Raw genomic sequence first — 23,951 nt, forward strand, 5'->3', positions numbered from 1 at the left:
ACCCCATCCCGGTCCCTCCCTACCCAAGCGGACGGGCCACCTCGTGCGAGGTGGAGATGCGGCGCGTGATAGCGTGCCGGCCCCGTTCCCCTGACACGACTTGCACCTCCCTACCCGTGGAGGCGTCCATGCACGAAGCGATCAAGCCCCCTCTTCCTCCTCTTCCCCACGCCGCCAGCGACGACGAGCCCGCTCCCGCGCCGCCGCACATGCCGGACGGGACCACCTACCCCGGCCTCGTCGTGCATCCGGGCCTGCGCCCGGGCATGCCGCGCAACGCGATGACGTCCGATCGGACGCCGTACTCAAAAGAGCCGCTGAAGGTGCTCGCCGGCAAGCTGCCGCCGGATCTGCATGGACATGTCTTCGTCGCGGGCCCCAGCGTCCATGCGGGCTCGCCCGCGCTGGCCTCGGATGGGCTGGTGCTGCGGCTCGACTTCGACGGCGCCGACGCGACCTTCAGCTCCGCCATCATGGAGACGCCGTCGTACTACGCGCGGGAACCGGTGAACGATGGAGCGACTTCTCGCGGCCCCATCACCCGCTACCTCAACGAGTTCCGTGAGACGACGCTCTCCGACGTGAGCATCGCGCTGGGCGCGCAGGAGGCCCCCAACACGGCGCCGTTCCTGGTGGAGGGTGAGAACATGTTGCTGGTGACCACGGACGCGGGGCGCCCGTGGGCCATCCACCCGATGACGCTCAAGGCGTACACGCCGCTCGGCTATCTGCGCGAGTGGAAGCCCGCCATCCCCACGCCCTGGGCCTTCCCGCTGCTCCAGAGCACCGCGCACCCCGCGTTCGCGCCCGAAGTGGCGGAGCCCATCTCTCCCCGGGAGACCGAGTCCCAGCAGAAGCCTCGCCTCTTCTTCACCAACCACGCCCCCAAGTGGCCGCTCGGCGAAGGCTGGACGCACCTGTCGAGCTGGGACACGTGGGAGAACCGGCTGCACCACTGGGCACTGATGGACGCGGCGACGGGCAATCCGGTGGTCGCCCAGTCGCTCCATCAAATCGCCGTCACGCGCGACTACGTCGTGTTGCTCGACAGCAACTTCCCCATCAACTTCTGGACCATCGCGGTGCAGGCAGCGCTGCCGGGGATGACGCGCGTGCAGCGACTGGTGGATAGATTCACCTCCGAGCGCGCGTACCCGCAGGCGGTGTTCTGGGTGGTGAAGCGCTCGGACCTGCGGCCCTCTCCCGGCACGCTGTCGCGGGACGACCCACCAAGGATTCCGGCGCATCGCTTCCAGTCCGGCGGGGGTGGCCTGCACTTCGCGGCTCGCTACGAGAACCCGGACGACGTCATCACCCTGGTCGCGGGACACTCGCCGTCCGAGGACCTGTCCCACACCATCAAGGAAGGGGACCTGCTCATCAATGGCCGCCGGGCGGAGGCCTACCAGGAGGGCATGCCCACGGCGGTGCCGGTGACGCGCAGCTCGCTGGGGGTGCACCGCATCGACATGCGCAACCGGCGCATCGAGTCGCGCCTGCACTCGCACGACAACTTCACCTGGGGCCTCACCGTCTTCTCCAACGCGGGCCTCGTCAACGGAGAACTCGAGACGAACCTGCGGCTGTATCTGCGGCAGAAGTGGCGCTCGCCCACGTCCGACAACAGCGACGGGGCGGAGCCGAACTGGGTCATTCCGGATGACGAACTGGCCATCTACTTCAACTCGGATGGGTTCGCGGCGGACATGGTCCCCGAGTACGTCTACCAGCTCTACAAGCCCATCGTTGGAGACAAGAGCGGCCTGCCCATCCAGGAAGGCCGGGCCGCGAGCTTCTTCAAGTTCTACGTCAAGTCGGGTCGCTTCGACGGCTACGTGTTGCCCACGGGCTGGTTCGGCTTCGCGCCGCAGTTCGTGCCCAGCATCAAGCTGCCGAAGGTGCCGTACTGGAAGGGCTACGTCGTGGCGCTGGTGGTCTCCGACCCGACGCCGGACCTGCCTGCCGACTCCACGGGTGACGAGGTGTGGATCTTCGACTCGGAGAACATGAGCAAGGGGCCCATCTGCCGGCTGGGCAGCAAGTACTTCGACGTGGGCATGACGTTGCACACCACGTTCCTTCCGCCAGGGCTGGGGGAGATCCTCGACGGCCACGTGCCGGATAATGCGGGCCCGCAGTACTGCGTGGACGTTCGCGAGGACTACAACGTGGACGCGATGGAGAAGACGTACGCGGAGTGGCTCCCGGGACTGTTCCCCCGCGTCCCGCGCGTGCTCTTCACGCCGTGGAGGCTGGGAGTGAGGTGGGCGCTCAACTTCCCGAAGCTGCGCAAGGTATTCGAGCGAGACGTGTTCCCGAACTTCCCGCGCCAGCGCCCGCGGTCGCCTCCGGGCGGGGGCGGCAAGAAGGACTGAGCGTCACTTCGCCGGGAGCATCCCGGAGTCCGCCATCTCGAAGTCTCCCTCGGGGGAGACGAGGACAGCTCCCCCGAAACAGGAGATGTAGAGGCGTCCGTCGGCGAGCCATCCAGAGCCCTGAGGAGCACCGGGGAGCTGTCGCCAGGGCTCCACGTCGAAGGTCTCGCCCTGGGCAAACACCCGGTACAGTCGACCCGTGTTCCCTCCGAGGTGGGCCAGTCCTGTCGCGACGATGATGTGCGGCCCCAGGCGATGGATGCCAACCACATGGGTGTAGAGGATGTGCGTTTCGGTGGCGTCGTCCCGCTGGTGAACGAGTTCGCCACCCCACTCTCCCCGACTGGCACCCAGCAGATATCCGTCCGAGACACGCAGGCCGCATTGGGGCCGCTGGTTTCGCTTCTTCACCCGAGAAGGATATTCGCCCATGTCGAACACCTCGGCGGAGTAGGTCCGTTGCGCGAGGAAGACCGCGGGGAGTTCATCCGGGCCCAGGTCGAGAAACGGACGGGAGGTGGCCGTCAGGGATGCGCCCGCATGCTCATGGGCGAAGAACACGGAGTTGGTCCTCCCCGCCGGATACTCTTCCTCGCCCCGGATGACCCGAACGGCCTGGCTGGCCGCCTCCTTCACGGGCGGATACCAATGCCTCGCCGCGATGCGCTCGAGCGACTCGATGGCTCGCTCCGCGTAGAGCAACCCGAGAGCGCGGGCCGAGGCATGGACACGGCGCCAGTCCGGGCCATCTTCGAGCTGCGCGATGAGCGCATCGGTGGCCTCCGCGTATTGGATGAGGCCGAGCGCGAGGGCCGCGGTGATCCTCATGTCCCAGCCTTCGCTGGCCAGATGTTCAACGAGGACCCCCCCCCGCGTGGCGCGCGTGCGGGCCAAGCTCCGCGAGATCCCGCACCGCGAAGTCATCGTACGGCCGCTGCGCCAGGCGCTCGATGAGTTCTTGAACCCTGGCGGAGTGAGCTCCATCGACCCAGGTACCGAAACTCCGGAGGAATGCACTCACTCGGCCTGACGGGGTTGAGCCCAAATCCATACCTCCCAGGGGAAAGCCTCTCGAAAACCTATCACCCCCGAGTTCCGCGCGAGCCCCGCGGCGTGGTGACTCCTCGCATCACTCCCGTGCCATGACGGTACGGGTGGCGTCCTCGAAGAGCGTGTCCGGCACGGAGGCCAGGACTTCATCACGGCGTCCCTCGACCCAGGCCCAGCGCGCGCCCAGCTTCGTCACCAGGCCCAGGGTTCCACCACGCAGACGTGCGATGAAGTGCCGCGCCTGACCCTTGCCTCCATCGAACCGCCACAGCACCGCGTCGAGTTCCGGCGGCGGAGTGTCCGCCGCGAGCAATGGAGTGATCGCAGCCTGACACTCCAGCCGGAGGATGCGCGCGTCCAGTTCCACGATGAAGTCATGCACGCTCAAGTCGCCGCGCGTCTCCGCCTCGCGCAGGTACTTCACCACCCGAGCCACAGCCGCGGTGAGGTGGACATACGTGTCCTTGCCCCGACACAGGGCCGCCGCCGCGCCCGCTGTGCGCCGGGCCACCGCGAGTGCTTCCGACTCCTTGGGCTCGGAGCGGGAGTCCGCGATGAGTCGGTGGTATGCGCGGCCCGCGTGGCTGGTCAGTTGCTTCTGATGCCCGAGCGAGAGTGACTCCTGCGGCGTGAGGCGCGACGGCTTCGCGAGGAAGTCACGCACGTGGTCCAGCACGCGTCGTGCGACGGCCTCCTCGAACCGGTCAGCGAGGTGCGGCGCGACGAGCGAGGAGAACCACAGCCCCAGTTCCACCTGCCCCGCTGCCGGACAGACAGGGCGCGGCCCTCCCAGCGCCCACGGCCCGTCGGGCCGGTCCTCCGGGCGCGCGGCCTGGAGCGCCGCCTTCAGGATGATGTGACAGTGGGGCAGGTCCTCGACCGTCGTCATGTACGCGCTCCTCCGTGGCCTGATTCTCGGGCACGCGCGCCCCGCCCTCAATCTCCGCGTGAGCGCAGGGTGACGATGTGGGCTGCCCCGTCGCCATCGAGGTCCGAAGCAGACCCGGCCCCAGCACGAAGCTCACGCCTCCGTGCGGCGATACGGACTCACGCGCCGCCATCGAGACCTGAAGCCGCTCCGCCGCCTCGTCAGCACGAGGCTCACGCCTCCATGCGGCGATGCGGGCTCAGGCCTCCGCCATGACCGTGTCGACGATCTTCGCGGAGCACAACACCGCGGGCAGTCCCGCCCCCGGATGCGTCCCCGCACCCACGAGGTAGAGCCGGTCCACGTCCTCGCTCTTGGCCTGGGCTCGGAGGAACGTGGTCTGCATCAGCGTGGGCGCGAAGCTGAACGCCGCGCCCCGGAACGAGCGCAGGTCATCCCGGAAGTCCTCCGGCGTGAAGACTCGCGACGTCACCAACTCCTGCTCCAGCCCAGGCAACACCGTGCGCGACAGCCGGGCCGCCAGCTTGCGACGGAAAATCTCCGCCCTCGCCTTCCAGCTCGAGCCGTCTCCCAGGTGCGGCACCGGCGCCAACACGTAGAACGCATCGTGGTCCGGCGGAGCCAGCCCCACGTCCGTCGCCGTGGGGCGATGGAGGTACAGCAGCGGGTCCTCGGAAGGCAGCCCCGGCCCGGCCAGTCCGGAGAACATGCCCTTGAAGTCGCGTCCGAACAGCAACGTGTGGTGCGCGACGTCCGGGTACCGACGCCGCGTTCCGAAGTACCAGAGGAACACGCTCATCGAGTACCGCGCCTGCTGGATGCGCGTGTCCGTCCAGTGACTGCGCACATGCCTGGGCAGCAGATAGCGGTACGTCCACGCCGCGTCCGCATTGGACACCACGGCCTCGGCGGGAAGCCACGAACCATCCCCGAGCCGAACCCCCGTGGCCTTGCGCCCCTCCACCGTGATCTCCGACACCTCGCTGCCGTAGCGAACCTCGCCCCCCAGCGACTCCAGCAAGGACACCATTCCCCGCACCAACGCCCCCGTTCCTCCCACTGGAAAGAACGCACCCCAGCGCCGCTCCACGAACTGGATGGACGTGTACACCGCGCTCGCGGGCGAGAAGGGACTGCCGCCGATGAGGAGCGGATGGAAGCTCAGCGCCTGCCGCAGTCGCTCGTCCTTCACGTGACGCGACACCAGCCCATACATGCTCCGGAAGGCCTCATCGCGCACCAAGGCCGGAGTGAACGGCGCGAGGCTGAGCACGTGCGGTACCGGCGCACTCATCAGCGGGCCGATGCCCGCTTCGTACATCCGCTCGACACGGGCACTGAGCGACAGGTAGCCCGCCTCGTCTCCAGGCGAGATGCGTCGCACGGACTCCAGCATCGCCTCCTTGTCCGTGTGGTAGTCGAACGTGACGCCGTCCGGAAAACGCATGCGGTACAGCGGCGTCACCGGCTTGAGTTCCACGTGGTCCGCCAGCTTCCGTCCCGCCAGGGCCCACAGCTCCTCGAGCAGGTGCGGACAGGTGATGACAGTAGGGCCGGCATCGAAGGTGAACCCGTCCTGCTGGAAGGCATGGGCCCGACCACCAGGTCCATCCCTCCGCTCCAGGACGGTGACTCGCCAGCCTCGCGCGGCCAGTCGGACCGCGGCCGCCAGCCCTCCAAAACCACTTCCGATGACGAGAACGCGCCTGCCGTCCCGCCGCGTGTCGAGCTCCACCCTGGCCGAAGGTCTCATCACCGTGGAGGTTCCATGGCACACCCGGGCCGCGCGCTCCACTCCGGCGAGCAGGCAACCCTCCTGGTGAAGCGACCGGGCGCTGTTGCGAGCCTGGGGGTGCACAGCTAGCCTCCCCCTTCCAAGGGGGGGTGCCGCGCCCCTGCGCGCACGGGTTGAGCAATGATTGAGGTTCCTGGCTACCGCAGCGACAGAGCGCTCTCCTCCTCCGGCTCCTTCCAGCTCCTTCGCGCCACGCGCGCGGAAGATGGTGCCCGGGTCACCCTGAAGGTCGCGGAGCCCACTCGGCCCCCGTCCCTCACCAATCGTCTTCGCCACGAATTCGAGCTCACCCACACCCTCCGCCTCGACGGCGTCCTCCACCCTCTTTCCCTCGAAGAATCCCGCCCCGGCATGTCCGTGCTCGTGCTCGAGGGTTTTGGAGAGACGACCCTCGCCCAGCGACTCGCCGCGGGCCGCATGGAGGTCCGCGCCGGGTGCAGGATCGCCGTCGCCCTTGCTCGCGCCGTGGGCCAACTCCACGCCGCCGGCATCCTGCACCGGGACCTGCAACCCGCCTCCGTACTGCTGAGCGCGGACGGCTCGTCCGTGAAGCTGACGGGACTCACCCTGGCCACGCGCCGCGCGCGGGCCGAAGTGGCGCCTGTGGCCCCGGAGCGCTTGGAGGGCACGCTCGAATACCTGTCGCCCGAGGGCACGGGCCGCACCCACCGCAGCGTGGACTCGCGCAGCGACTTCTACTCGCTGGGTGTCATGCTGTTCGAGCTGTTCACCGGCCGTCGGCCCTTCGCGGACACCGATGCCCTGGGGCTCATCCACGCGCACGTGGCGCTCCCCCCGCCGGCGCCACAGGAGCTCGTGCCGGAGCTGCCTCGCCCCCTCTCGGCCCTCATCCTCAAGCTGCTCGCCAAGTCACCCGAGGACCGATACCAGAGCGCGTACGGACTGGTCGCCGACCTCCAGCGCTGCCTCGACGCGCTGGAGGAGACCACCGGCGCGGTGCCCGACTTCGAGCTGGGCACGAAGGACGTGCCCGAACGCTTCGCCGTGCCCGAGAAGCTCTATGGGCGCGAGACACAACAGGCCGAGCTGAAGGCCGCCTTTGATCGCGCCGCATCGGGTCGCTCCGGCTTCGTGCTGCTCACGGGCGCGGCCGGCATGGGCAAGTCCGCGCTCACGGGCACGCTCAAGCGTCCCGTGTCGGCGAGACATGGCCTGTTCGTGCGGGGCAAGTACGACCAGCTCCTTCGGGACACGCCCTACAGCGGCGTCTTCGAGGCCTTCCGCGAGGTGGCCCGCAGCCTGCTTGGCGAGGAGCGACTGGAGGATTGGCGCGCGCGCTTGCTGGAGGCGTTGGGTGGCATGGGGCGGCTGGTGGTGGACGCGGTGCCGCGCCTGGCGCTGGTGCTGGGCGAGCAGCCTCCTGTCGCCGAGCTGGGCCCCGCGGAGTCGGAGCTCCGATTCCAGCTCGTGTTGCGCAAGCTGGTGGGGGTGCTCGCCACGAAGGAGCATCCGCTCGTCATCGTGCTCGACGACCTTCAATGGGCGGACAGCGCGAGCCTCCAGTTGCTGCGCCTGCTCCTGTCGGACCGGGGACTCAATCACCTGCTCATCGTCGCGGCCTGTCGCTCCGAGGAGCTGGGGCCCGAGCATCCGGTGGAGGGACTCACGCAGGCACTGCGCGATGCGGGCACGCCCGTGCAGCGCATCGACCTGGAGCCGCTGACACCCGCACAGCTCACCCGCCTCGTGGCCGATGTCTTCCCCGCGGCGGCGGGTCAGCCGGACACGCAACTGGACGCGGTGGTGCTCTCGTTGACGGAGGGCAATCCGTTCTTCGCGGTGCAGCTCCTGCGCGCCTTCTACGAGCGCGGGCTCGTGCGCTTCGACGCGGAGGGCGGCGGGTTCCGGTGGGATGGTGGAGCGCTGCGCGGACAGGACTTCAGCGACGGCGTGGTGGCGCTGCTCACGGCGCGAATTCGAGAGCTGAGCCCGGGTGCGCAGGCCCTGTTGCCCGTGGCGGCGGCCCTCGGACATACCTTCACGTTGCGCAACCTCGCCGTCGTCCTGGAGCGCTCGCCGGAGCAGGCGGAAGAGGCCCTGGACGAAGTGCTCCAGGCGGGGCTGGTGGCCCCGGTGGGCGAACGGCTCGCCGATACCGAGAGCAGCGACAGCTTCCAGTTCGCGCACGACCGCGTCCAGCAGGCAGCCCTGGAGCTGACGCCCGTCAGCGAGCATCCGGAGGTGCATGCGCGCATCGGCCGGCTGCTGCTGCGGCACACGCCTCCCGAGCTGATGGACGAGCAGCTCGCCGACATCGTCAGCCACTTCCACCTCGCCCTGCCCGTCTTGAAGGACGCGGAGGAACGCAACCGCGTGGCGGAGCTGGACCTGCGCGCGGGGCGCGGCGCCAAGTCACGCGGTGCGTGGGCCGCGGCGCTGCGGCTCCTGACGACAGGGCGACAGCTCCTCGGAGACGAGGGCTGGAAGTGGAACCGCGCGCTCGCGTTCGACCTGCACGTCGAAGCGGCCGAGGCGGCGTACCTCGCTGCGGACTTCGAGCAGATGGAGCGGCTGGCCAGCACGGCGCTGGCCCATGCGGTGGACCGGCTCGAACAGGTGCGGGTGCATCTGGTGCGACTCCAGTGTCACTCGCACCGGGGTGAGCACGAGCGCGCGGTGGACCTGGGGCTGAAGGTCCTCGGGACGTTGGGGCAGCACCTTCCCGCGAAGCCCAAGCAGGCGCATGTCCTGGCCGCCGTGGCGAAGACGAAGATGTACCTGGGCCTGCGCAAGCCCGAGGACCTGGAGTCACTTCCGGAGCTGACGAACCCGCTGCTGCTCGCCACGCTGCGGGTGATGATGAAGCTGGCCACGGCCGCGTTCATGGCCCGGCCGCTGCTCTTCCCGCTCGTCGTGCTGCGCAACCTCCAGATTTCCATCCGGCATGGGGCGACGGGCACGGCGGCCTTCGGCTACGTGGGCTATGGCCTGATGCTCAGCGTCCACCTGGGCAATCCCGAGGAGGGCTACCGCTACGGCCGGCTGGCATTGAAGACGCTGGACCGCTTCAGCGCGGAGAGCCTCCGGTCGATGGTCCACTTCGTCTTCAACCTCTTCATCCGGCACTGGAAGGAGCCGCTGTCGCCGTGCATCGACGACTTCTTCGCCGGGGCGAGTAAGGGCCAGGAGACAGGCGACATCGAGTACTTCGCATACAACTCGAGCGCGGGCTGCGCCGTGTCGCTCATCGCGCGGGATGGACTGGGAGAGCATGGCCCGCGCGTCGACCGCTTCATCGATGCCCTCGCCTCGCACCGGCACCAGAACGTGCCCTTCCTCCAGTACACGCGGCACACGCTCGACGTGCTCACGGGTGCATTCACCGGGGACGTGGAGGCACGGGAGCAGGACATCGTCGCCCCGTATCACCAGCTCGGTTATGCCAACGGCATCGCCACCTGCGACGTCATGCGCACCATGCGGCGCTGGTTGTGGGGTGATGCGAGCGGAGCGCTGGAGAGCGCGGCGGCGGTGGACGCGCGCGTGGAGCTCATCGCGGGGCAGATGTATCTGCCCTGGTACAAGTTCTTCCAGGGCCTGGCGCTCCTCCAGCTCCATCCCACGAAGGGACCGCTGGAGCGAATCCGCTCCTCGCGCGCCATCGACACCCTCCGCAAGCAGATGCGGGGTTGGGCCCGCATCGCCCCGATGAACTATGGCGCGCGCGCGGAGCTGCTCGACGCGGAGCGCGCACGCGTCGACGGGCGCGCCGACGAAGCAGCGGATGGCTATGACCGGGCCATCCGACTGGCCCGGGAGCACGGCTTGTCGCTCGACGAGGGCGTGGCCTGCGAGCGGGCCGCGCACTTCCACCTGTCCGTGGGTCGCGAGCGAGTGGCCCGCTCGTATCTGGAAGAGGCACGGAGCGCGTATCTGCGCTGGGGCGCACGGGCCCTCGTCTCGCGAATGGAGCGAGAGCATCCGCGCCTGCTGACTTCTTCGGCTCCAGAGTTCCCTCGGACCGAGGAGTCCGGTGGCACTCCGCTGGCCGCACTGGACCTGGAGTCGGTGCTCAAGACGGCGCGCGCGCTGTCCGGCGAAATCGTGTTGGACAAGCTGCTGCGCAAATTGATGACGCTGCTCATCGAGAACGCGGGGGCGCGGCGCGGCTTCCTCATCCTCAAGAAGCCCGCGGGCCTCTTCATCGAAGCGGAGGGCTCCGTGGATGGAGCCCGCGTGCTGCAAGGGCAGGCTGTGCCGGTGGAGTCGTCCACGGCGCTGCCGGCCTCCATCGTCCATTACGTCGTGCGCACCGGGGAGACGGTGCTCCTGGATGACGCGACGGCGGAGGAGCCCTTCTCCGAGGACCCGTACGTCCGCAGCGCGCGTCCGAAGTCCGTGCTGTGCAGCCCGCTGCTGAAGCAGGGCTCGCTCACGGGGGTGCTCTACCTGGAGAACGACGCGACGCGAGGCGCCTTCACCCCCGAGCGCCTGGAGGTGCTGCGCCTCTTGTCCTTCCAGGGCGCCATCTCCCTGGAGAACGCGGGCCTGTACGCGAGCCTGGAGGAGTACAGCCACACGCTGGAGCGGCGCGTGGATGAGCGCACCGCGGAGCTCCAGAGCAAGAACGTGGAGCTGGCGGGCACCCTCAGCCGCATCCAGGAGATGCAGCGGCAGTTGGTGGCGCAGGAGAAGCTGGCGTCCCTGGGCTCACTCACCGCGGGCATCGCCCACGAGCTGCAGAACCCGCTCAACTTCGTGAACAACTTCTCGGAGCTGTCCGCGAAGCTGGCCGCCGAGCTGGACTCCACGCTGCGGGGCATGACGGACAAGTTCGACGCCACGACGGCGGAGGACGTGCTGGAGACGCTGGAGGACTTGAAGCAGAACTCCAAGCGCATCCAGTCCCACGGCCAACGTGCGTCGGGAATCATCAAGACGATGCTGCGGCACTCGCGGCGCTCGGAGGGCTCGCGCAGCCGCGCGGACCTGAACATGTTGATTCGCGACAGCGTCAACCTGGCCGTGCAGGGACTGCGAGCCCGTCAGGGCGCGGCCACCGTGGAGACGGACACGGAGCTGGACGCCACCGTCGGCACCGTGGAGGTGGTGGCCGGCGACATCAGTCGCCTGTTCATCAACATCCTCGACAACGCCTTCTACGCCACGGTGCAGAAGCAGCGAAAGGCCGACGGGGGCTTCGTCCCTCGCGTCCAGGTCTCCACCCGCCGCCAGGGAGACCGCGTGGAGCTTCGCGTGCGCGACAACGGGCCGGGCATTCCGCTGGAGATTCGCGAGAAGCTGTTCGACCCGTTCTTCACCACCAAGCCCGCGGGCTCCGGCACGGGGCTGGGCCTGTCGCTCTGTCACGACATCGTCCAGGAGCATCAGGGCGAGATTCGGGTGGAGAGCGTCCTGGGCGAGTACGCGGAGTTCATCATCACCCTCCCCGCGCCCAAGGGCACCACCGCCGCCGCCTGACGCCGGACATGAGAAGGCCCCTCGTTCCACACGGGAAGGAGGGGCCGGAACATCAGAGAAGCAGCGCGGCGGCTAGGCCGTCTTCTTCTCCTTCTCCATGACGAGCTGGGGTGCCTCGTGACGGGTGATGACCGTCTCGGTGATCTTGCACTCCTTGACGCCCTCGCGGAACGGCACGTCGTACATGATCTCCAGCATCGCATCCTCGAGGATGGCGCGCAGGCCACGCGCTCCGGAGTGACGGCGCATCGCCTCGCGAGCGATGGCGCGCAGCGCCTCCTTCGTGAAGGTCAGCTTCACCTTCTCCATCTCGAAGAGCTTCTGGTACTGCTTCACCAGCGCGTTCTTCGGCTGGGCGAGGATGGTGACCAGGTCCTCTTCCTTCAAATCATTCAGCGTGGCGATCATCGGCAGACGACCGATGAACTCGGGAATCATCCCGAACTTCATCAAATCTTCCGGCTCCGTCAGCGCCAGCAGCTCGCCCACGCTGCGGTCCTCGCGGTGCGAGATTCGCGCCCCGAAGCCCAGGCCCTTCTCACCCACGCGGCGCTTGATGACGCCGTCGATGCCGTGGAACGCGCCGCCGCAGATGAACAGGATGTTCGTCGTGTCGACCTGCACGTACTCCTGCTGGTTGTACTTCTTGCCACCCCTCGGGGTGACATTGGCGCGCGTGCCCTCGATGATCTTCAAGAGCGCCTGCTGCACGCCTTCACCGCCCACATCGCGGGTCGCGCTGGGCATGTCGCCCTTGCGCGCGATCTTGTCGATCTCGTCGATGTAGACGATGCCGCGCGCCGCCTTCTCCACGTCGTAGTCGGCGTTGTGGAGCAGGTTCTGGATGATGTTCTCCACGTCCTCACCCACGTAGCCGGCCTCGGTGAGGCTGGTGGCATCCGCGATGGTGAACGGGACGTTGAGGAAGCGCGCCAGCGACTGCGCCAGCAGCGTCTTGCCGCTGCCCGTGGGGCCGATGAGCAGGATGTTGCTCTTGCTGAGCTCCACCTCCTCGCCCGACGGACTCTTCACGCCAGGGCGCGGTCGAGCCGAAGGCTTCTTCTGGTAGATTCGCTTGTAGTGGTTGTACACCGCTACGGCGAGTACCTTCTTGGCCTGGTCCTGCCCGATGACGTACTCATCGAGGAACGCCTTGATTTCCGAAGGCGTTGGCAGGCTGACCTGAGGCTTGCCTTCTTCACGCTCGTTCTCATCCGCGATGATGTCGTTGCAGAGCTTGATGCACTCATCGCAGATGTAGACCGTAGGTCCCGCAATCAGTTTGCGGACCTCGCGCTGCGATTTTCCGCAGAACGAGCAGGACAGGTTGACGTGGTGCTCCTTCTTCACTGCCGCCTCCGAGTTCGCCGACCCCGGTTCCCCCGGAGCCACTTCGCCGTCCACCGCTCCCCAACCCAAACGGCCTGCCCACGTCTCGAACAGCCGCCGGGCCCACCTACATGGGGGCCCATAACCACTATAGGGCCCTCCCCCCTGGGCAGGAAGCCCAACGGTGCGGGCCCGTTACGGAGCGTACAGCCTCCGCAACGGGTGAGCGTTCAGTAACAGTGGCTCAGGCGTCCGTCACGCCCGCGGCGAGCTCTTCCACGTCGTCCGCCAGGGCGGCTGCCCGCTCGGCAACGGCGTTCGGAATCTTGCGGCACCCCGCCAGCTCGCTGGCGAGCTTCCGAGCCATCGACGCCAGCTTGCGCACCTGGAGGCTCTCGGGCGGCGGCTCGGGCGGCGGACGGGGGAAGCGCTCGGTGAACTCCTTCTTCAGCTCCGTCGGAGACTTCTCCGGACTCCAGATGCTGTCACGTAGGGATTTGTATTCAGTGGGTGACAACTGGCCCCGCTCCTCGGCGTCGGCCAGCACTTCGATGACCTCGAAGGCCGGAGCCTTTTCCGGGAACTCCTGAGCCCGCAGCTCCTCCTCGGGCTCATGCTTGGCCAGGAAGCTGAAGGAACGGGTGAGCTTGAGGGCCGTCTGCTTCTTGATGTGCAGTTCCTTGAGGCAGTAGGCCTCGAAGGTGGGGTGGCCCCACTCCTCGAACTTCGCCTCGTCCCGGACCGTCACGAGCAACTTGCCCAGCTCGGCCCAGGTGGACTTGAAGCGCTTGGCGGCCATCAGCACGGTGTGACGGAACGTCCCCGGCGGCACGCTCAGCGCTTTCTTCGCGATTTCGGTCTCGGCAACGGATGCGGCGGACATGGCCCCGGTATGCGGCATGCCCGCGAGGTGGGCAAGAAAGTGGCCCTACCCCCGCTTGCCGATATTGAACGACAGGCCCACCGTCGCCCGCTCTCCGTCGTAGGCCCGGAACGGCCACTTCTGCAGCTCCGTGAAGAGGCAGTCGTAGAGTGGGCCCTTCTTGAACTGGGGGTTGTCCACCCACAGCTTGTTGACCTTGCCGTCGTTGCCGATGACGAACTCCAGGGGGATTTTCGTGGCCAGCCCGGGACTGCGCTCGGCCTCCTCCTTGAAGCACTTGAAGAGCGTGGACTTGTTGCCCGCGACGATGCGGTTGATGGCGGACTGGTCGAACTGCTGCGCCACCTCCATGCCCTCCGCGTCCGTGTTCACGCTCCCCGAGGGACGCGGCGGCTTGCGGTCCTCCGTGCGTGACGCGGAGGCCACCGCCGTGGGCTTGCCCGTGCCGTTCGCGGGCTTCGCCGTGCCCGTCTCCCCGGGTTTGGTCGGCCGGGCGGAGCCTTGCGTGGGGTAATCGAAGAGTTCCTCGTTGTCCTGGCGCGCTTGCGCCACGCGGATGACGGGGGCCTCCATCTCGATGCCCTCGAACTCGTCCTCTCCAAACCAGCCGTGCACCGCGGCGTTGCGCGCCAGGAGCAGGCCCGCGCTGCCCAGCACCAGCGCCAGCGCACCCGCGACGCCGCCGAGCACCATCACCCGCTTGCGGTTCTTCTCCCGCTCCACCAGGACGGCCGCGTCCACGCGCACCCGTGCCTCGGAGAGCGCCACGTGCACCTTGAAGGGCTCCACATCTTTAATGGGGTGGAAGTCCCGCTCGCCGGCCAGGGCCAGGGGGGAATCGGGCGTCAACTCGCCCGTCTTGAGCTTCTCCACGATCTGGGAGCCACTCACCGGTCCAAGGACCAGGTCTCCATGTCGGAAGAGCCACTGCCCATCCACGTCCGCCGCGAGTTCTTGTCCAGCTGCCATTTCGCGCGCGATTATCCCGTGTTACCCCGCGCCCTCGCAACGCCGTGCTTACTTCGACCTCCAAGCGGATTCCCGTCGCACTGTGGATCTGGTACCGCGGCGGAAACTTCCGCGGGTTCCAGCGCCAGCCGGAAGGCCCCACCGTCCAGGAGGCCCTGGAGGGGGCCCTGCGCTCGGTGGGAGTGCCCGCGACGGTGATGCCCTCGGGGCGGACGGACCGGGGCGTCCATGCGCGGATGCAGGTGGTGAGCGTCCGGCTGGAGGCGGGAGACTCACCCGAGTCGCTCGCCCAGCGGCTCCCCCCGCACCTGCCCTCGGGGCTCGGGCTGTGCCTGGTGCGCCGGCCCGGCTCCTTCCATGCCCAGTGGAGCGCGAGCGGCAAGGAGTATCGATATCGACTGTGGCTGGGCGGCGGAGCGCCGTCGCCGGAGTGGGCACCCTACTCGCTCGACGTGGCGGGCGAAGCGGGGCTCCAGGGGCGAGGCGCGACGGCGACACCCGAGCGGGTGGCGGAGCTGCTCGCCATGGCGGCGGGCACGCGGGACTTCATCGCCTTCCATGAGAAGTCCAGCCCCCGCAAGCCGCGCACGCTGGAGTCCGCCACCCTGCACAAGCGGGGCGGTGGCCTTTACGAGGTGAGGCTGACCGGGGACGGCTTTGCTCGCTACCAGGTGCGCTACGTGGTGGGTGGCGCGCTGAAGGTGGCGGCGGGGCTGCTGCCAGAAGAGGCGTGGCTCGCGGCCCTGGAGACGGGGGCGGCCATGGAGGGCTTCAAGGCGCCCGCTCACGGCCTGATGCTCTGGGAGGTCCGCTACCCTCCTGGAGTGGATCCCTTCACCGCCCCGGAGCGTCTCCACCCTCCAGGGCTGCCGCTGGAGCCACCCTTCCTACCCGGGTGACACGCGGCGGATCCTCGCGCTGATCAGTCGACGAGGCGCTCTTCGTACTTCGCCAGCAGATCCGAGATGGCCTCTCGGAGGTATTCGCTCTGACGGATGCGGGTGGTGCGCGACAGCTCCTTCAGAGCATCGAGCTTCTCGCGGTTCAGCCGGAAGACCACCGAAGTGAGACGGGGATTCATGTCCAAGTGCGCAACCTCCTACAGATGCGCACACCATCTCACAGACCTATTTGATCGCAAGATTTTCACTCGGATCCGCCTACCGGGAAGATCCACTGCAGCCCGGTGAAGCCCTCGGCATCGGCGCGCAGTCCGGATCCGAACCCGAGCGTGAGCCCGAGTCCCCCGTACACCGCGAACCGCTCCGAGAAGGTGTGTCGCAGGCCCAACGCTACGCGAGGCCCCACCCACGGCCCAGAAAACGGACGCACGACGGCGCCGAGATCCACGAAGGACTGCCAGGACTCGTCCCCGAAGACGCTCCGGAAGCCCCCCACCAGCGAGAGATCCGGCTCCCGGAGGCTGCTGCGGATCAGCACGAAGACCTCGTCCCCGTCGTAACCCACCGTGAAGCTGGCCCCCACGTCGAGCAGCGCGTCCAGCCCCTTCACCACCTCGGCATCCCCGCTGTCGATCAACTCCGTATAGGAGGCGCCCGGGCCGAGGATCAGCGAGAAGGCACTGCGGTCCCGGTACGGAGAGTCCACATACTCAGCGGCCAGTGCGCCCCTCGGCGAGAGCACCGTGATCAGCAGCGCCACGACCCTCTGAGGATTCGTCAGCACCGAGGACCAACTCGACGTCACTGTGCGCTCGCGAGGCATCTTGCGACCGCGTGTTCTACCAGCCTCCAGGGCACGCGCGGACTCATCCCGGGGCACTCCCCGTCGTTTGACGCGATCACCCCGTACTCCTACGGTTCATCGCTCCAGTGGAGACCATGAAAATGAAGAAGTTGAACCTGAGCGCATTGCTTCTCACCCTGCTCGTCGCGGCCTGCGGCGGGTCGTCCGGGACGGGCCTGGACGACGTGCCCGAGTCCGAGGGCGTCATCCAGGTGCCGTTGATCACCACGGGGACGGGTGGCCAGACGTTCCGCCTGGTCGGGGCAACGTTCGACATCACCGGGCCGAAGAACCACACCATCACCGACACGTCCGCGGACACGGTGGCCGTGCAGCTTCCGGCGGGTGGGTACACCATCCAGCTCCAGGGCGAGTGGCACATCGAGCGAGTCGGCGCACCGGGGCAGTCGATTCCCGCGACGCTCATCTCCCCCAACCCCCTGTCCTTCACGGTCGCCGAGGGAGAAGCGCGCACGGTGCGCTTCCTCTTCAAGACGCCCGCCGAGGGCACCACGGACGTGGGCTTCAGCGTGGACACGGGTGGCTGGCTCGCGGGCACCCTGGACTTCACGGGCTCGCCGATACCTCCCAGCTCCGAGCTTTATGAACTGACAGGGAAGACGGTGCCGTTCGCCATCAGCTTCGAGTCCGCCCAGGTGCGCCAGGGCAACGACTCCTCGTTTGGCTCTCATCTGATGGTGACGACCAGCCCCGTATCGGTCCAGTTCGGAGGGGCCTACTCCGCCGTCCTGAATGAGCGCGTCGCACGGACGTGTCGGCCCACGAACTCAACTTCCTCGTCGTTTCGGGAGGCCCCGAGGGTGGACTCCGCGTGCGGAACCTCGCCATCAGGACCTTCAATGGGGCTCCACTTGAGCTATCGATGGCCGAGAGTGCGAACTTCCCGGGATACACCGACGCCGTGGGCTTACCTCTGCCAGGCATCTACCAAGTAGAGGGCCTCGTGACACTCCGCAGCCACTTCGGACCTCAGATCGTGGGCACCCTGCGCGCCACGCTGTCTCCCAAGTAATCCCTCAGCTCACGACCGGCAGCGCAAAGCCCGTGGCCCCCTGGGTCGCGGGCTTCGTCACGCCAGCGGCCTCGTTCAGGCGGCCAGAGCGGAACGGCTCCAAATCCAACGCCACGAACTTGAACCCCAGCGCCAGGAACGCGGTGTTGATCCGCTGCCGCACGTCCGCGACGAGGAACCGCTCGTACTCCTCGGCGGCCACTTCCAGGCGCGCCACGTCGCTGTGGTAGCGCACGCGGAACTGCCGGAAGCCCAGCTTGCGCAGCTCTGACTCGGCCGCGGCGATCTGCAGCAGCCTGTCCCGCGTCACCGCCGTGCCGTACGGAATCCGCGACGCCAGGCACGCCATCTGCGGCTTGTCCCACGTGGGCAGCCCCAGGAACTGGCTCCAGGCGCGAATCTCCTCCTTCGTCAGCCCGGCCTCCGCCAGCGGAGAGCGCACCGCGTGCTCACGCGCCGCCTTGTGCCCCGGCCGGTGGTCCTTGAAGTCGTCCGCGTTGAAGCCGTCCACCACCACCGCCAGCCCCAGCTCCTTCCGCTGGACCTCGCAGATGTCGTACAGCTCCGTCTTGCAGAAGTAGCAGCGGTTGGTGGGGTTGGCCGCGTACTGCGGATTGGCCAGCTCGTTGCTGCCCAGGACGACGTGCCGGGCCCCCATCTTCTCCGCCAGCTCCCGCGCCTCCTGCGCCTCCTCGGGGGCCACCGAGGCGGACAGCGCCGTGAGCGCCAGGGCCCGCTCGCCCAGCTCCTCCACGGCCACCTTCAGGACGAAGGTCGAATCCACGCCTCCCGAAAAGGCCACCAGCGCACTTCCATGGGCGCGCAACGCGGCACGCATGGCCTCCAGCTTGGGACGCGACGACTCACACAGGGCCTGGATTCGCTCGGGGCTCAGCATGGGGGACTCCTAAAACGAAAGGGCCCCGGATTGCACGCGCATCGCGCGGCAACCTGGAGCCCTTGACTTGAAGTGGAACGAGGGCCGTGTCCGGCCCCCCTCTTCAGCGGGACTTGCCCTTCGCGGGCTTCTTCCCCGCGGGAGCCGGCTTCGCGACGCGGGCAGCGCGCGTGGCGGGACGCGACTTCGCGCCCTTGTCCGCCTTGTCGGCCTTGGCCGGCTTCACCTTGGCGGCCACCTTCGGCTCCTCCGCCCGACGGGCCTTGGCACCGCCGCCCTTCTCGGGCTTTTCGGCCTTCTCCGCCCGCTCGCCCTTGGCCGGCAGCGGGTTGGCCTTCATCTTCTTGCCGGTGATGATCTTCAGCTCCTCGGTGGTCATGTAGCCGAGGTCCAGCAGCGACTGGAAGATCTTCGCGGCGCCGTCCTCCACCGACTCCACGTCGGAGTGGATGGTGACTTCCGGCGAGTTGGGCGGCTCGTACGGCTCGGTGATGCCGATGAAGTTGGGGATCTCCCCGTTGAGCGCCTTCTTGTAGCGCCCCGTGCTGTCGCGCTCGATGAGCTTCTCGGTGGGGCAGTCGACGTAGACCTCCACGTAGCGACCGATGGCGCGGCGGTTCTCCTCACGCTTCCCCTTGTAGGGGCTCACGCAGGGCACCAGGGCGGCGACACCATTGCGCGTCAGGACGTTCGCCACGAAGCCGAGACGACCGGCGATCGTGTTGCGCTCATCCTTCGAATCACCCAACCCCGCCCACAGCTCGTCGGCGAGCTCCCCCTCGTCGAGGATCTCCACGTTGCGGCCGACCTGACGGAGCCGCGCCGCGATGTAAGCGGCAGTGGTGCTCTTACCGGTCCCGGACATGCCGGTCAGCCAGAGGGTGAATCCAGTGTTGGAGGCCATAAGGGTTTTCAACTCCCTGCGTCCGGAGCGCTTCTTGCACGCCGCGGTGGACGCCGCAGATCCAGAAGATGGACGTGGTTATAGACGAAAACCCACTCACTTGACAATTCAGGCGCACCTTTCCGCAGGTAGGGGTAACAGGCGGTCAAGTGCTTGCGCATACTGGGCTTTTTCGTTCTTGCAATGGTCTTTTCAGACCCGTCACGTCTGAAAATCTCCATCCCTCCACACGTACTCGGACACCCAGGAGACACAGCCTCGGTGTACGGATGCGATGAGATAGGAAACTCCCGGTAGGAGCGGATGCCCGGCGGGGGTGGCCAGGGAGCGGTCCTCGCTCGAAAAAGTGGGAGGCCCGTCTACATGGGAGTGGAACACACTTACGACCTGCTCTCCCCGTGTTTCCGCCTGGACGCACACCGCCAGCCACTCCTCGGGGGCGAAGGCATAGGCGTGTACCGGGCGCGGGGACGCGTTGCGCAGGGGGCACACCCGCCAGGAGCCATCCCCGGGAGCGTGGAGGATCACTCCGCAGCCCTCCAGCGGGTAGCACGACTCCAGGTGCTGGATGACTTCGCGACGGACCGCCTCCGGCCAGCGCGGATCCGACCAGGGCATCACGGCGAAGAAGGCTCGGCTCGCGAGGCGCAGCGCGAACACTGGCGTACGTCCATCTGCTCCAGCCCTCCCGGGGGCACCAGCCAGCGGCCGCCCAGGGACGGCTCCAGGCCCAGCTGGAGACGTTGGAACACCATGGCGCCCAGCGTCCCGAGCGCCACGCCCAGCGCGCCATCCGGAGGTGGCCCCAGGTGCCGCACCGTTTCGCCGAAGCACCAGACGCAGCCCTTCGCGCCCCGGAAGACCACGCCGGCCCGAGCGCCATCGCCGCAGAGCGCCACCCAGGGGGCGTCCCCGCTCCAGGCCGTGGGCAGCTCCGCCAGCAGTCCGCCGCCATGCTCCGGATTCGCCGCGTCCGGGTTGAGCGCCGCCACCTCGCGGGCCAGCGTCGCCGCCACGGGCTGACCCACGTCCGTCGCCGACATGAGGAAGCCTGGAGCCCATGGCCCCAGCGTCAGCGAGCCCACCCCGGCCACGGGTGTTCCTCCTCCCGCCAGATACGCCGCCGCCGTCATCCCCGAAGCGCCCGTGGCGTCCACGCGCGCGCCGCCGGACAGGAGCGCTTCCTGGCCTCGACCGCCCACCTCTCGCAGGAGGATCTGCCTCGAGTAACGGAGGATCTGATCTTCACGCAGGGCCATGCGACGTCACCCTCCCGCCATCGCCGGGATGAGGGTGAGGCGATCCGCGTCCTTCACCGGTGTATCCAATTCGCGCAGGGCGCGGATGTCCTCCTCATTGAGGAAGACGTTGACGTAGCGCCGGACGGCGCCGCGCTCGTCCAGCAGTCGCGAGCCGATGCCGGGGTAGCGCGCGTCCAAATCCGTCAGCACCTCGCGCACGGTGGCGCCGGAGGCGCTGACCTCCGCCTGATTGCGCGTCAGCGTCCGCATCGTCGAGGGAATCCGAATCGTCGCCATGGCTCACTCACCTTCCCTGCTTGCGGAGCACCAATCGGTGCGTTCCATCGTCGCGCGACTCGAGGGAGACGACTTCATGCCCCTCCTCGCGCGCGCTGCGGGGAACGTTCTTCAGCGGCTCGGTGCCCCGGAGCAACACTTCCAGCAACGCCCCCGACTCCAGCGCCTCCAGGCGCAGCTTGGTGCGCACGTAGGTCATCGGGCAGACCTCGCGAGTGATGTCCAGCGTCGCCGTCACCTCGCTCATGGCCGTGTCTCCGCGCACCGACGAGCAGAGCGCTGTACCTGGAGAACGTCGAGGACGCCCGACATCACCGTCGCCTTGCTCATGGCCGTGCCTCCGCCCTCAGCGCGCGCATGCCGTGCCCTCCTCGGGGAACGTCGGAACAGCGGTGATGCGGCAGCCTGGACAGTCCTCGGCCCGCTCGACGCGCGTACGCCGTCCCAGCAGCGTGTTCCCATCCAGCACGTGCAGCGTGGCCTCACCTGGCACACGGCGCGCGGCGCCGGCCAGCAACTCCAGCACCAGCAGCGCCTGCACCGAACCCACCAGCCCCGCGAGCGAGCCGAGCACTCCCGCCTGCGCGCACGTGGGTACCGAATCTGGTGGAGGCGGCGATTCATAGAGGCAGCGCAGACAGGGCCCCTGGGGCTCCACGCGCATCGCCTGCCCCTGCATCCGCAGCACGCCTCCGTAGACGAGCGGGACGCCCGTGAGCACCGCCACGTCCGAGAGGAAGAACTTCGTCCCCACGCCATCGGTGGCATCAATGACGGCGTCATGCGCGCGGAACAGTCCCTCCACATTGTCCGCGTCCACGCGCTCCGGAAGCACGTCCGTCGTCAGCGCGGGGAAGGCCCGCATGAGCCCCGCCGCCGCGGACTCCGCCTTGTTGCGCCCCACGTCCTGCGCGCGGTGCCAGAGCTGCCGGGGCAGATTCGTCACGTCGACCCGGTCCGGGTCCGCCAGCGTCAGGTGGCCGACACCGGCCTGGGCCAGCGCCAGCGAGGCCGGGCAGCCAAGCCCGCCTGCTCCCACGACGAGCACCCGCGAGCGCTCGATGCGGGAGGCGTGGGGAATCCGGGGATGGTGGTGCTCTTCTGGGCCGTGCATCGATTGCTGCTCCGCGAGGGCGGATGCGAATAACGTGCGGGACCCTGCGTCGCACCTGGCAACAGTTGGGCGCAGGCGCCCTTTCCACAGCCAGGACATATGAGAAACCTGACCGGCGTGCTCGTCTTTTCCACCACCCTGCTGCTCGTCCACGGTTGCCACAAGAACACCGGCGAGGCCCAGGGCCCCGCGGACGCATCGCTGCCGGCGGCTGACGCCCAGGGCTCGACCGAAGCGGCGAAGTTCCCCTCCGACAGTGGCCAGGCGCTCCAGGAGGCCGCGCCCACCGGCTCCGAGAAGTCGACCGCCGACTCCGGCACGCTCGCGTCCGGCACGCCCGACGCGGCCACGCCTCCCCAGCGCACCCTCAAGGAGACCGGCACCCCCGAGGCCCACCGGGCCGAGCTCGAGTCCTGCGTGGACCGCTGGCTCAAGAAGCACAAGCTGGACGAGTACGGCAACGCCGAGGGCACCATGTACGCGGGCGGCACGCCCCTCTTCGACGAGCGCACCGGCGAGTCCACGGACCGGCTGACCTACGTGTTCAACCACAAGCCCGAGGCCCGCAAGGTCTGCATGCAGCCCTCATCCCCCCGGTGACAACGCCGTCTCGCATGCCTCCCCGCCCGCCGGGGAGGTGGGCGAAGTACCCCAGGGATTCCCGCACACCCGGCGGCTCTCGTAAGCTGCCACCCAATGAATTCGAATCTCGCCCTCGGCGAGGAGACCCCGGCCAATGACCTCCGCGCGCGAGTGCGCGAGGTCCTCCTGCGCCGCAAGCTGACGGACAGCGTCTCCACGGAGCAGGCCACCGCGTCCTGGGAACAGGACCGGTTCGTCGCCCGGGCCCGCGCCCTCTTCTATGCGCGAATGATGTTCCTCACGCTGGGATTGCTCATCCTGGCGGTGCCCACCTGGAGCGGCTACTTCGGTCTCACCGGAGCCTTCTCCTTCCTGGGCTACTTCACGATGCTGCTCTACAGCGTCGCGAACCTGCTCGTCATCGACCACCCGAAGGCCGGCCGCTGGGTGACGTACACCACGCTGTGCCTGGACCTGGTCATCCTCGTGGTGCTCATCGCCAAGCCCGTGGTGGGAGGTGGCCTCCAGAGCCCCCTGCTGGCCACGCAGCTGCTCTTCACCACCCTCTTCTCCATCCTCTACCCCAAGCCGCTCGCCATCCTGCCGCCACTGCTGGCGCTGCCGATTACGACGCGCCTGGACCTGCTCCTCAACCGCTCCGTGACGGCGGTGGAGCTGCTCACGCTGCTCTGGTACCTGGCGCTCAACTTCATCATCGTCTACGTGCTCGTGTACCTGAACGAGCGCGAGGCCGCCGCGCACCGCGAGGTCGTGGCCCTCCAGGGAGACCTCAAGGAGCTGGCCGTGGTGGAGGAGCGCAACCGGCTGGCGCGCGAGATTCACGACGGCCTGGGCGCCTCGCTCTCGTCGATGATCATCCAGGCGGAGTACATCCTGAACCTCGCGAACGAGGACGGACTGCGCTCGGAGATTCGCGAGCTGAAGGCCACCGCCGAGGAGTCCATCGACGAGTTGCGCCGCAGCCTCCAGATGATGCGCGAGGACTTCGAGCTGTCGCAGGGCCTGGAGGACTACGCCAAGACGTTCCAGGAGCGCACGGGCCTGTCCATCCAGTTCGAGCGCACGGGCCCGCAGCGCAAGCTGTCCCCCGACACGCAGCTCGCCCTCTTCCGCATCCTCCAGGAGTGCCTCTCCAACGCGGTGAAACACGCCGAGGCGAAGCTCGTGCAGGTGAAGCTCGACTACGCCGAGGAGCACGTGCACCTCATCGTCCACGACAACGGCAAGGGCTTCGACCCGCAGCGCACCCCGCGCGGACACTACGGCCTGCTGAACATGCGCGAGCGCGCCATGAAGCTCGGCGGCCAGCTCATCGTGGATTCGTCACCGGGCTCGGGCGCCCAGGTGGCCCTCTCCCTCCCCAGCCCCCCGACATGACCGGAG

Annotated in this window: 21 protein-coding genes; 6 read left to right on the forward strand and 15 right to left on the reverse strand. The window is 68.1% G+C overall.

Annotation, left to right across the window (positions count from 1 at the left end):
- Positions 1-128 precede the first annotated feature (128 nt).
- On the forward strand, positions 129-2,375 hold the full coding sequence (locus tag HR086_RS26015) for a carotenoid oxygenase family protein (protein WP_174463642.1): 2,247 nt from the start codon (positions 129-131) through the stop codon (positions 2,373-2,375).
- Between the two features lie 3 nt (positions 2,376-2,378).
- On the opposite strand, the gene HR086_RS26020 is transcribed toward HR086_RS26015, so the two are convergent.
- The 3 genes from HR086_RS26020 to crtI all read right to left on the reverse strand — a co-directional run bounded on the left by HR086_RS26020 (position 2,379) and on the right by crtI (position 6,067).
- The gene (locus HR086_RS26020) at positions 2,379-3,359 is read right to left on the reverse strand and encodes a HEAT repeat domain-containing protein (RefSeq protein ID WP_306663402.1); all 981 of its coding nucleotides are present in this window, start codon (positions 3,357-3,359) and stop codon (positions 2,379-2,381) included.
- A 145-nt stretch (positions 3,360-3,504) separates the two neighbouring features.
- Complete coding sequence (locus HR086_RS26025) at positions 3,505-4,314, reverse strand: hypothetical protein (RefSeq protein WP_174456613.1); 810 nt, start codon at positions 4,312-4,314, stop codon at positions 3,505-3,507.
- A gap of 238 nt (positions 4,315-4,552) precedes the next feature.
- On the reverse strand, positions 4,553-6,067 hold the full coding sequence (gene crtI / locus HR086_RS26030; protein WP_174456614.1) for a phytoene desaturase family protein: 1,515 nt from the start codon (positions 6,065-6,067) through the stop codon (positions 4,553-4,555).
- Between the two features lie 162 nt (positions 6,068-6,229).
- Here crtI and HR086_RS26035 point away from each other — a divergent pair, with 162 nt between their 5' ends.
- The gene (locus tag HR086_RS26035) at positions 6,230-11,551 is read left to right on the forward strand and encodes a trifunctional serine/threonine-protein kinase/ATP-binding protein/sensor histidine kinase (RefSeq protein WP_174466970.1); all 5,322 of its coding nucleotides are present in this window, start codon (positions 6,230-6,232) and stop codon (positions 11,549-11,551) included.
- Between the two features lie 72 nt (positions 11,552-11,623).
- On the opposite strand, the gene clpX is transcribed toward HR086_RS26035, so the two are convergent.
- The 3 genes from clpX to HR086_RS26050 form a co-directional block, all read right to left on the reverse strand.
- Complete coding sequence (gene clpX / locus HR086_RS26040) at positions 11,624-12,901, reverse strand: ATP-dependent Clp protease ATP-binding subunit ClpX (protein WP_141644784.1); 1,278 nt, start codon at positions 12,899-12,901, stop codon at positions 11,624-11,626.
- A 223-nt stretch (positions 12,902-13,124) separates the two neighbouring features.
- On the reverse strand, positions 13,125-13,781 hold the full coding sequence (locus HR086_RS26045) for a hypothetical protein (protein ID WP_141644785.1): 657 nt from the start codon (positions 13,779-13,781) through the stop codon (positions 13,125-13,127).
- Positions 13,782-13,808: 27 nt separating this feature from the next.
- Positions 13,809-14,732, reverse strand: a complete 924-nt coding sequence (locus HR086_RS26050; protein WP_141644786.1) for an AgmX/PglI C-terminal domain-containing protein — start codon at positions 14,730-14,732, stop codon at positions 13,809-13,811.
- A gap of 44 nt (positions 14,733-14,776) precedes the next feature.
- On the opposite strand from HR086_RS26050, the gene HR086_RS26055 reads away from it, so the two are divergent.
- Positions 14,777-15,631 carry a tRNA pseudouridine(38-40) synthase TruA gene (locus HR086_RS26055; RefSeq protein ID WP_174466971.1) on the forward strand — a complete coding sequence of 285 codons (855 nt, stop codon included), beginning with the start codon at positions 14,777-14,779 and terminating at the stop codon, positions 15,629-15,631.
- A gap of 23 nt (positions 15,632-15,654) precedes the next feature.
- Here HR086_RS26055 and HR086_RS26060 read toward each other — a convergent pair whose 3' ends face one another.
- On the reverse strand, positions 15,655-15,819 hold the full coding sequence (locus HR086_RS26060) for a ribbon-helix-helix domain-containing protein (RefSeq protein ID WP_141644788.1): 165 nt from the start codon (positions 15,817-15,819) through the stop codon (positions 15,655-15,657).
- Between the two features lie 59 nt (positions 15,820-15,878).
- Positions 15,879-16,394, reverse strand: a complete 516-nt coding sequence (locus HR086_RS26065; protein ID WP_373564361.1) for a hypothetical protein — start codon at positions 16,392-16,394, stop codon at positions 15,879-15,881.
- A gap of 185 nt (positions 16,395-16,579) precedes the next feature.
- Here HR086_RS26065 and HR086_RS26070 point away from each other — a divergent pair, with 185 nt between their 5' ends.
- Positions 16,580-17,434 (forward strand): hypothetical protein, encoded by an 855-nt coding sequence (locus HR086_RS26070; protein ID WP_174466973.1) that lies wholly within the window; start codon positions 16,580-16,582, stop codon positions 17,432-17,434.
- A gap of 81 nt (positions 17,435-17,515) precedes the next feature.
- Here the strand turns inward: HR086_RS26070 and larE are convergent, their stop codons facing one another.
- The 7 genes from larE to HR086_RS26105 all read right to left on the reverse strand — a co-directional run bounded on the left by larE (position 17,516) and on the right by HR086_RS26105 (position 21,965).
- Positions 17,516-18,409 (reverse strand): ATP-dependent sacrificial sulfur transferase LarE, encoded by an 894-nt coding sequence (gene larE, locus HR086_RS26075; protein ID WP_141644791.1) that lies wholly within the window; start codon positions 18,407-18,409, stop codon positions 17,516-17,518.
- 103 nt (positions 18,410-18,512) lie between these two features.
- Positions 18,513-19,313 carry an adenylyl-sulfate kinase gene (cysC, locus tag HR086_RS26080; protein WP_141644792.1) on the reverse strand — a complete coding sequence of 267 codons (801 nt, stop codon included), beginning with the start codon at positions 19,311-19,313 and terminating at the stop codon, positions 18,513-18,515.
- Between the two features lie 201 nt (positions 19,314-19,514).
- Complete coding sequence (locus HR086_RS26085; protein WP_373564362.1) at positions 19,515-19,973, reverse strand: Mov34/MPN/PAD-1 family protein; 459 nt, start codon at positions 19,971-19,973, stop codon at positions 19,515-19,517.
- Positions 19,931-20,572 carry a ThiF family adenylyltransferase gene (locus HR086_RS26090; protein WP_174466974.1) on the reverse strand — a complete coding sequence of 214 codons (642 nt, stop codon included), beginning with the start codon at positions 20,570-20,572 and terminating at the stop codon, positions 19,931-19,933. The genes HR086_RS26085 and HR086_RS26090 overlap by 43 nt, the downstream gene beginning before the upstream one ends.
- A 6-nt stretch (positions 20,573-20,578) precedes the next feature.
- Complete coding sequence (locus tag HR086_RS26095; protein WP_174456623.1) at positions 20,579-20,851, reverse strand: MoaD/ThiS family protein; 273 nt, start codon at positions 20,849-20,851, stop codon at positions 20,579-20,581.
- Between the two features lie 7 nt (positions 20,852-20,858).
- Entirely contained in the window at positions 20,859-21,098 is a 240-nt protein-coding gene (locus HR086_RS26100) for a sulfurtransferase TusA family protein (RefSeq protein ID WP_174456624.1), read from the reverse strand.
- A gap of 99 nt (positions 21,099-21,197) precedes the next feature.
- Positions 21,198-21,965: a HesA/MoeB/ThiF family protein gene (locus HR086_RS26105; protein ID WP_174456625.1), complete on the reverse strand. Its 768-nt coding sequence runs from the start codon at positions 21,963-21,965 to the stop codon at positions 21,198-21,200.
- Positions 21,966-22,064: 99 nt separating this feature from the next.
- Here HR086_RS26105 and HR086_RS26110 point away from each other — a divergent pair, with 99 nt between their 5' ends.
- Both HR086_RS26110 and HR086_RS26115 read left to right on the forward strand, forming a co-directional pair.
- Entirely contained in the window at positions 22,065-22,565 is a 501-nt protein-coding gene (locus tag HR086_RS26110) for a hypothetical protein (RefSeq protein WP_174466975.1), read from the forward strand.
- A gap of 96 nt (positions 22,566-22,661) precedes the next feature.
- Positions 22,662-23,945, forward strand: coding sequence for a sensor histidine kinase (locus HR086_RS26115; RefSeq protein ID WP_174466976.1), 1,284 nt, complete (start codon positions 22,662-22,664; stop codon positions 23,943-23,945).
- Positions 23,946-23,951 lie beyond the last annotated feature (6 nt).

This window comes from Myxococcus sp. CA039A (assembly GCF_013336645.1).
GTDB classification, from domain to species: Bacteria; Myxococcota; Myxococcia; order Myxococcales; family Myxococcaceae; genus Myxococcus; species Myxococcus llanfairpwllgwyngyllgogerychwyrndrobwllllantysiliogogogochensis.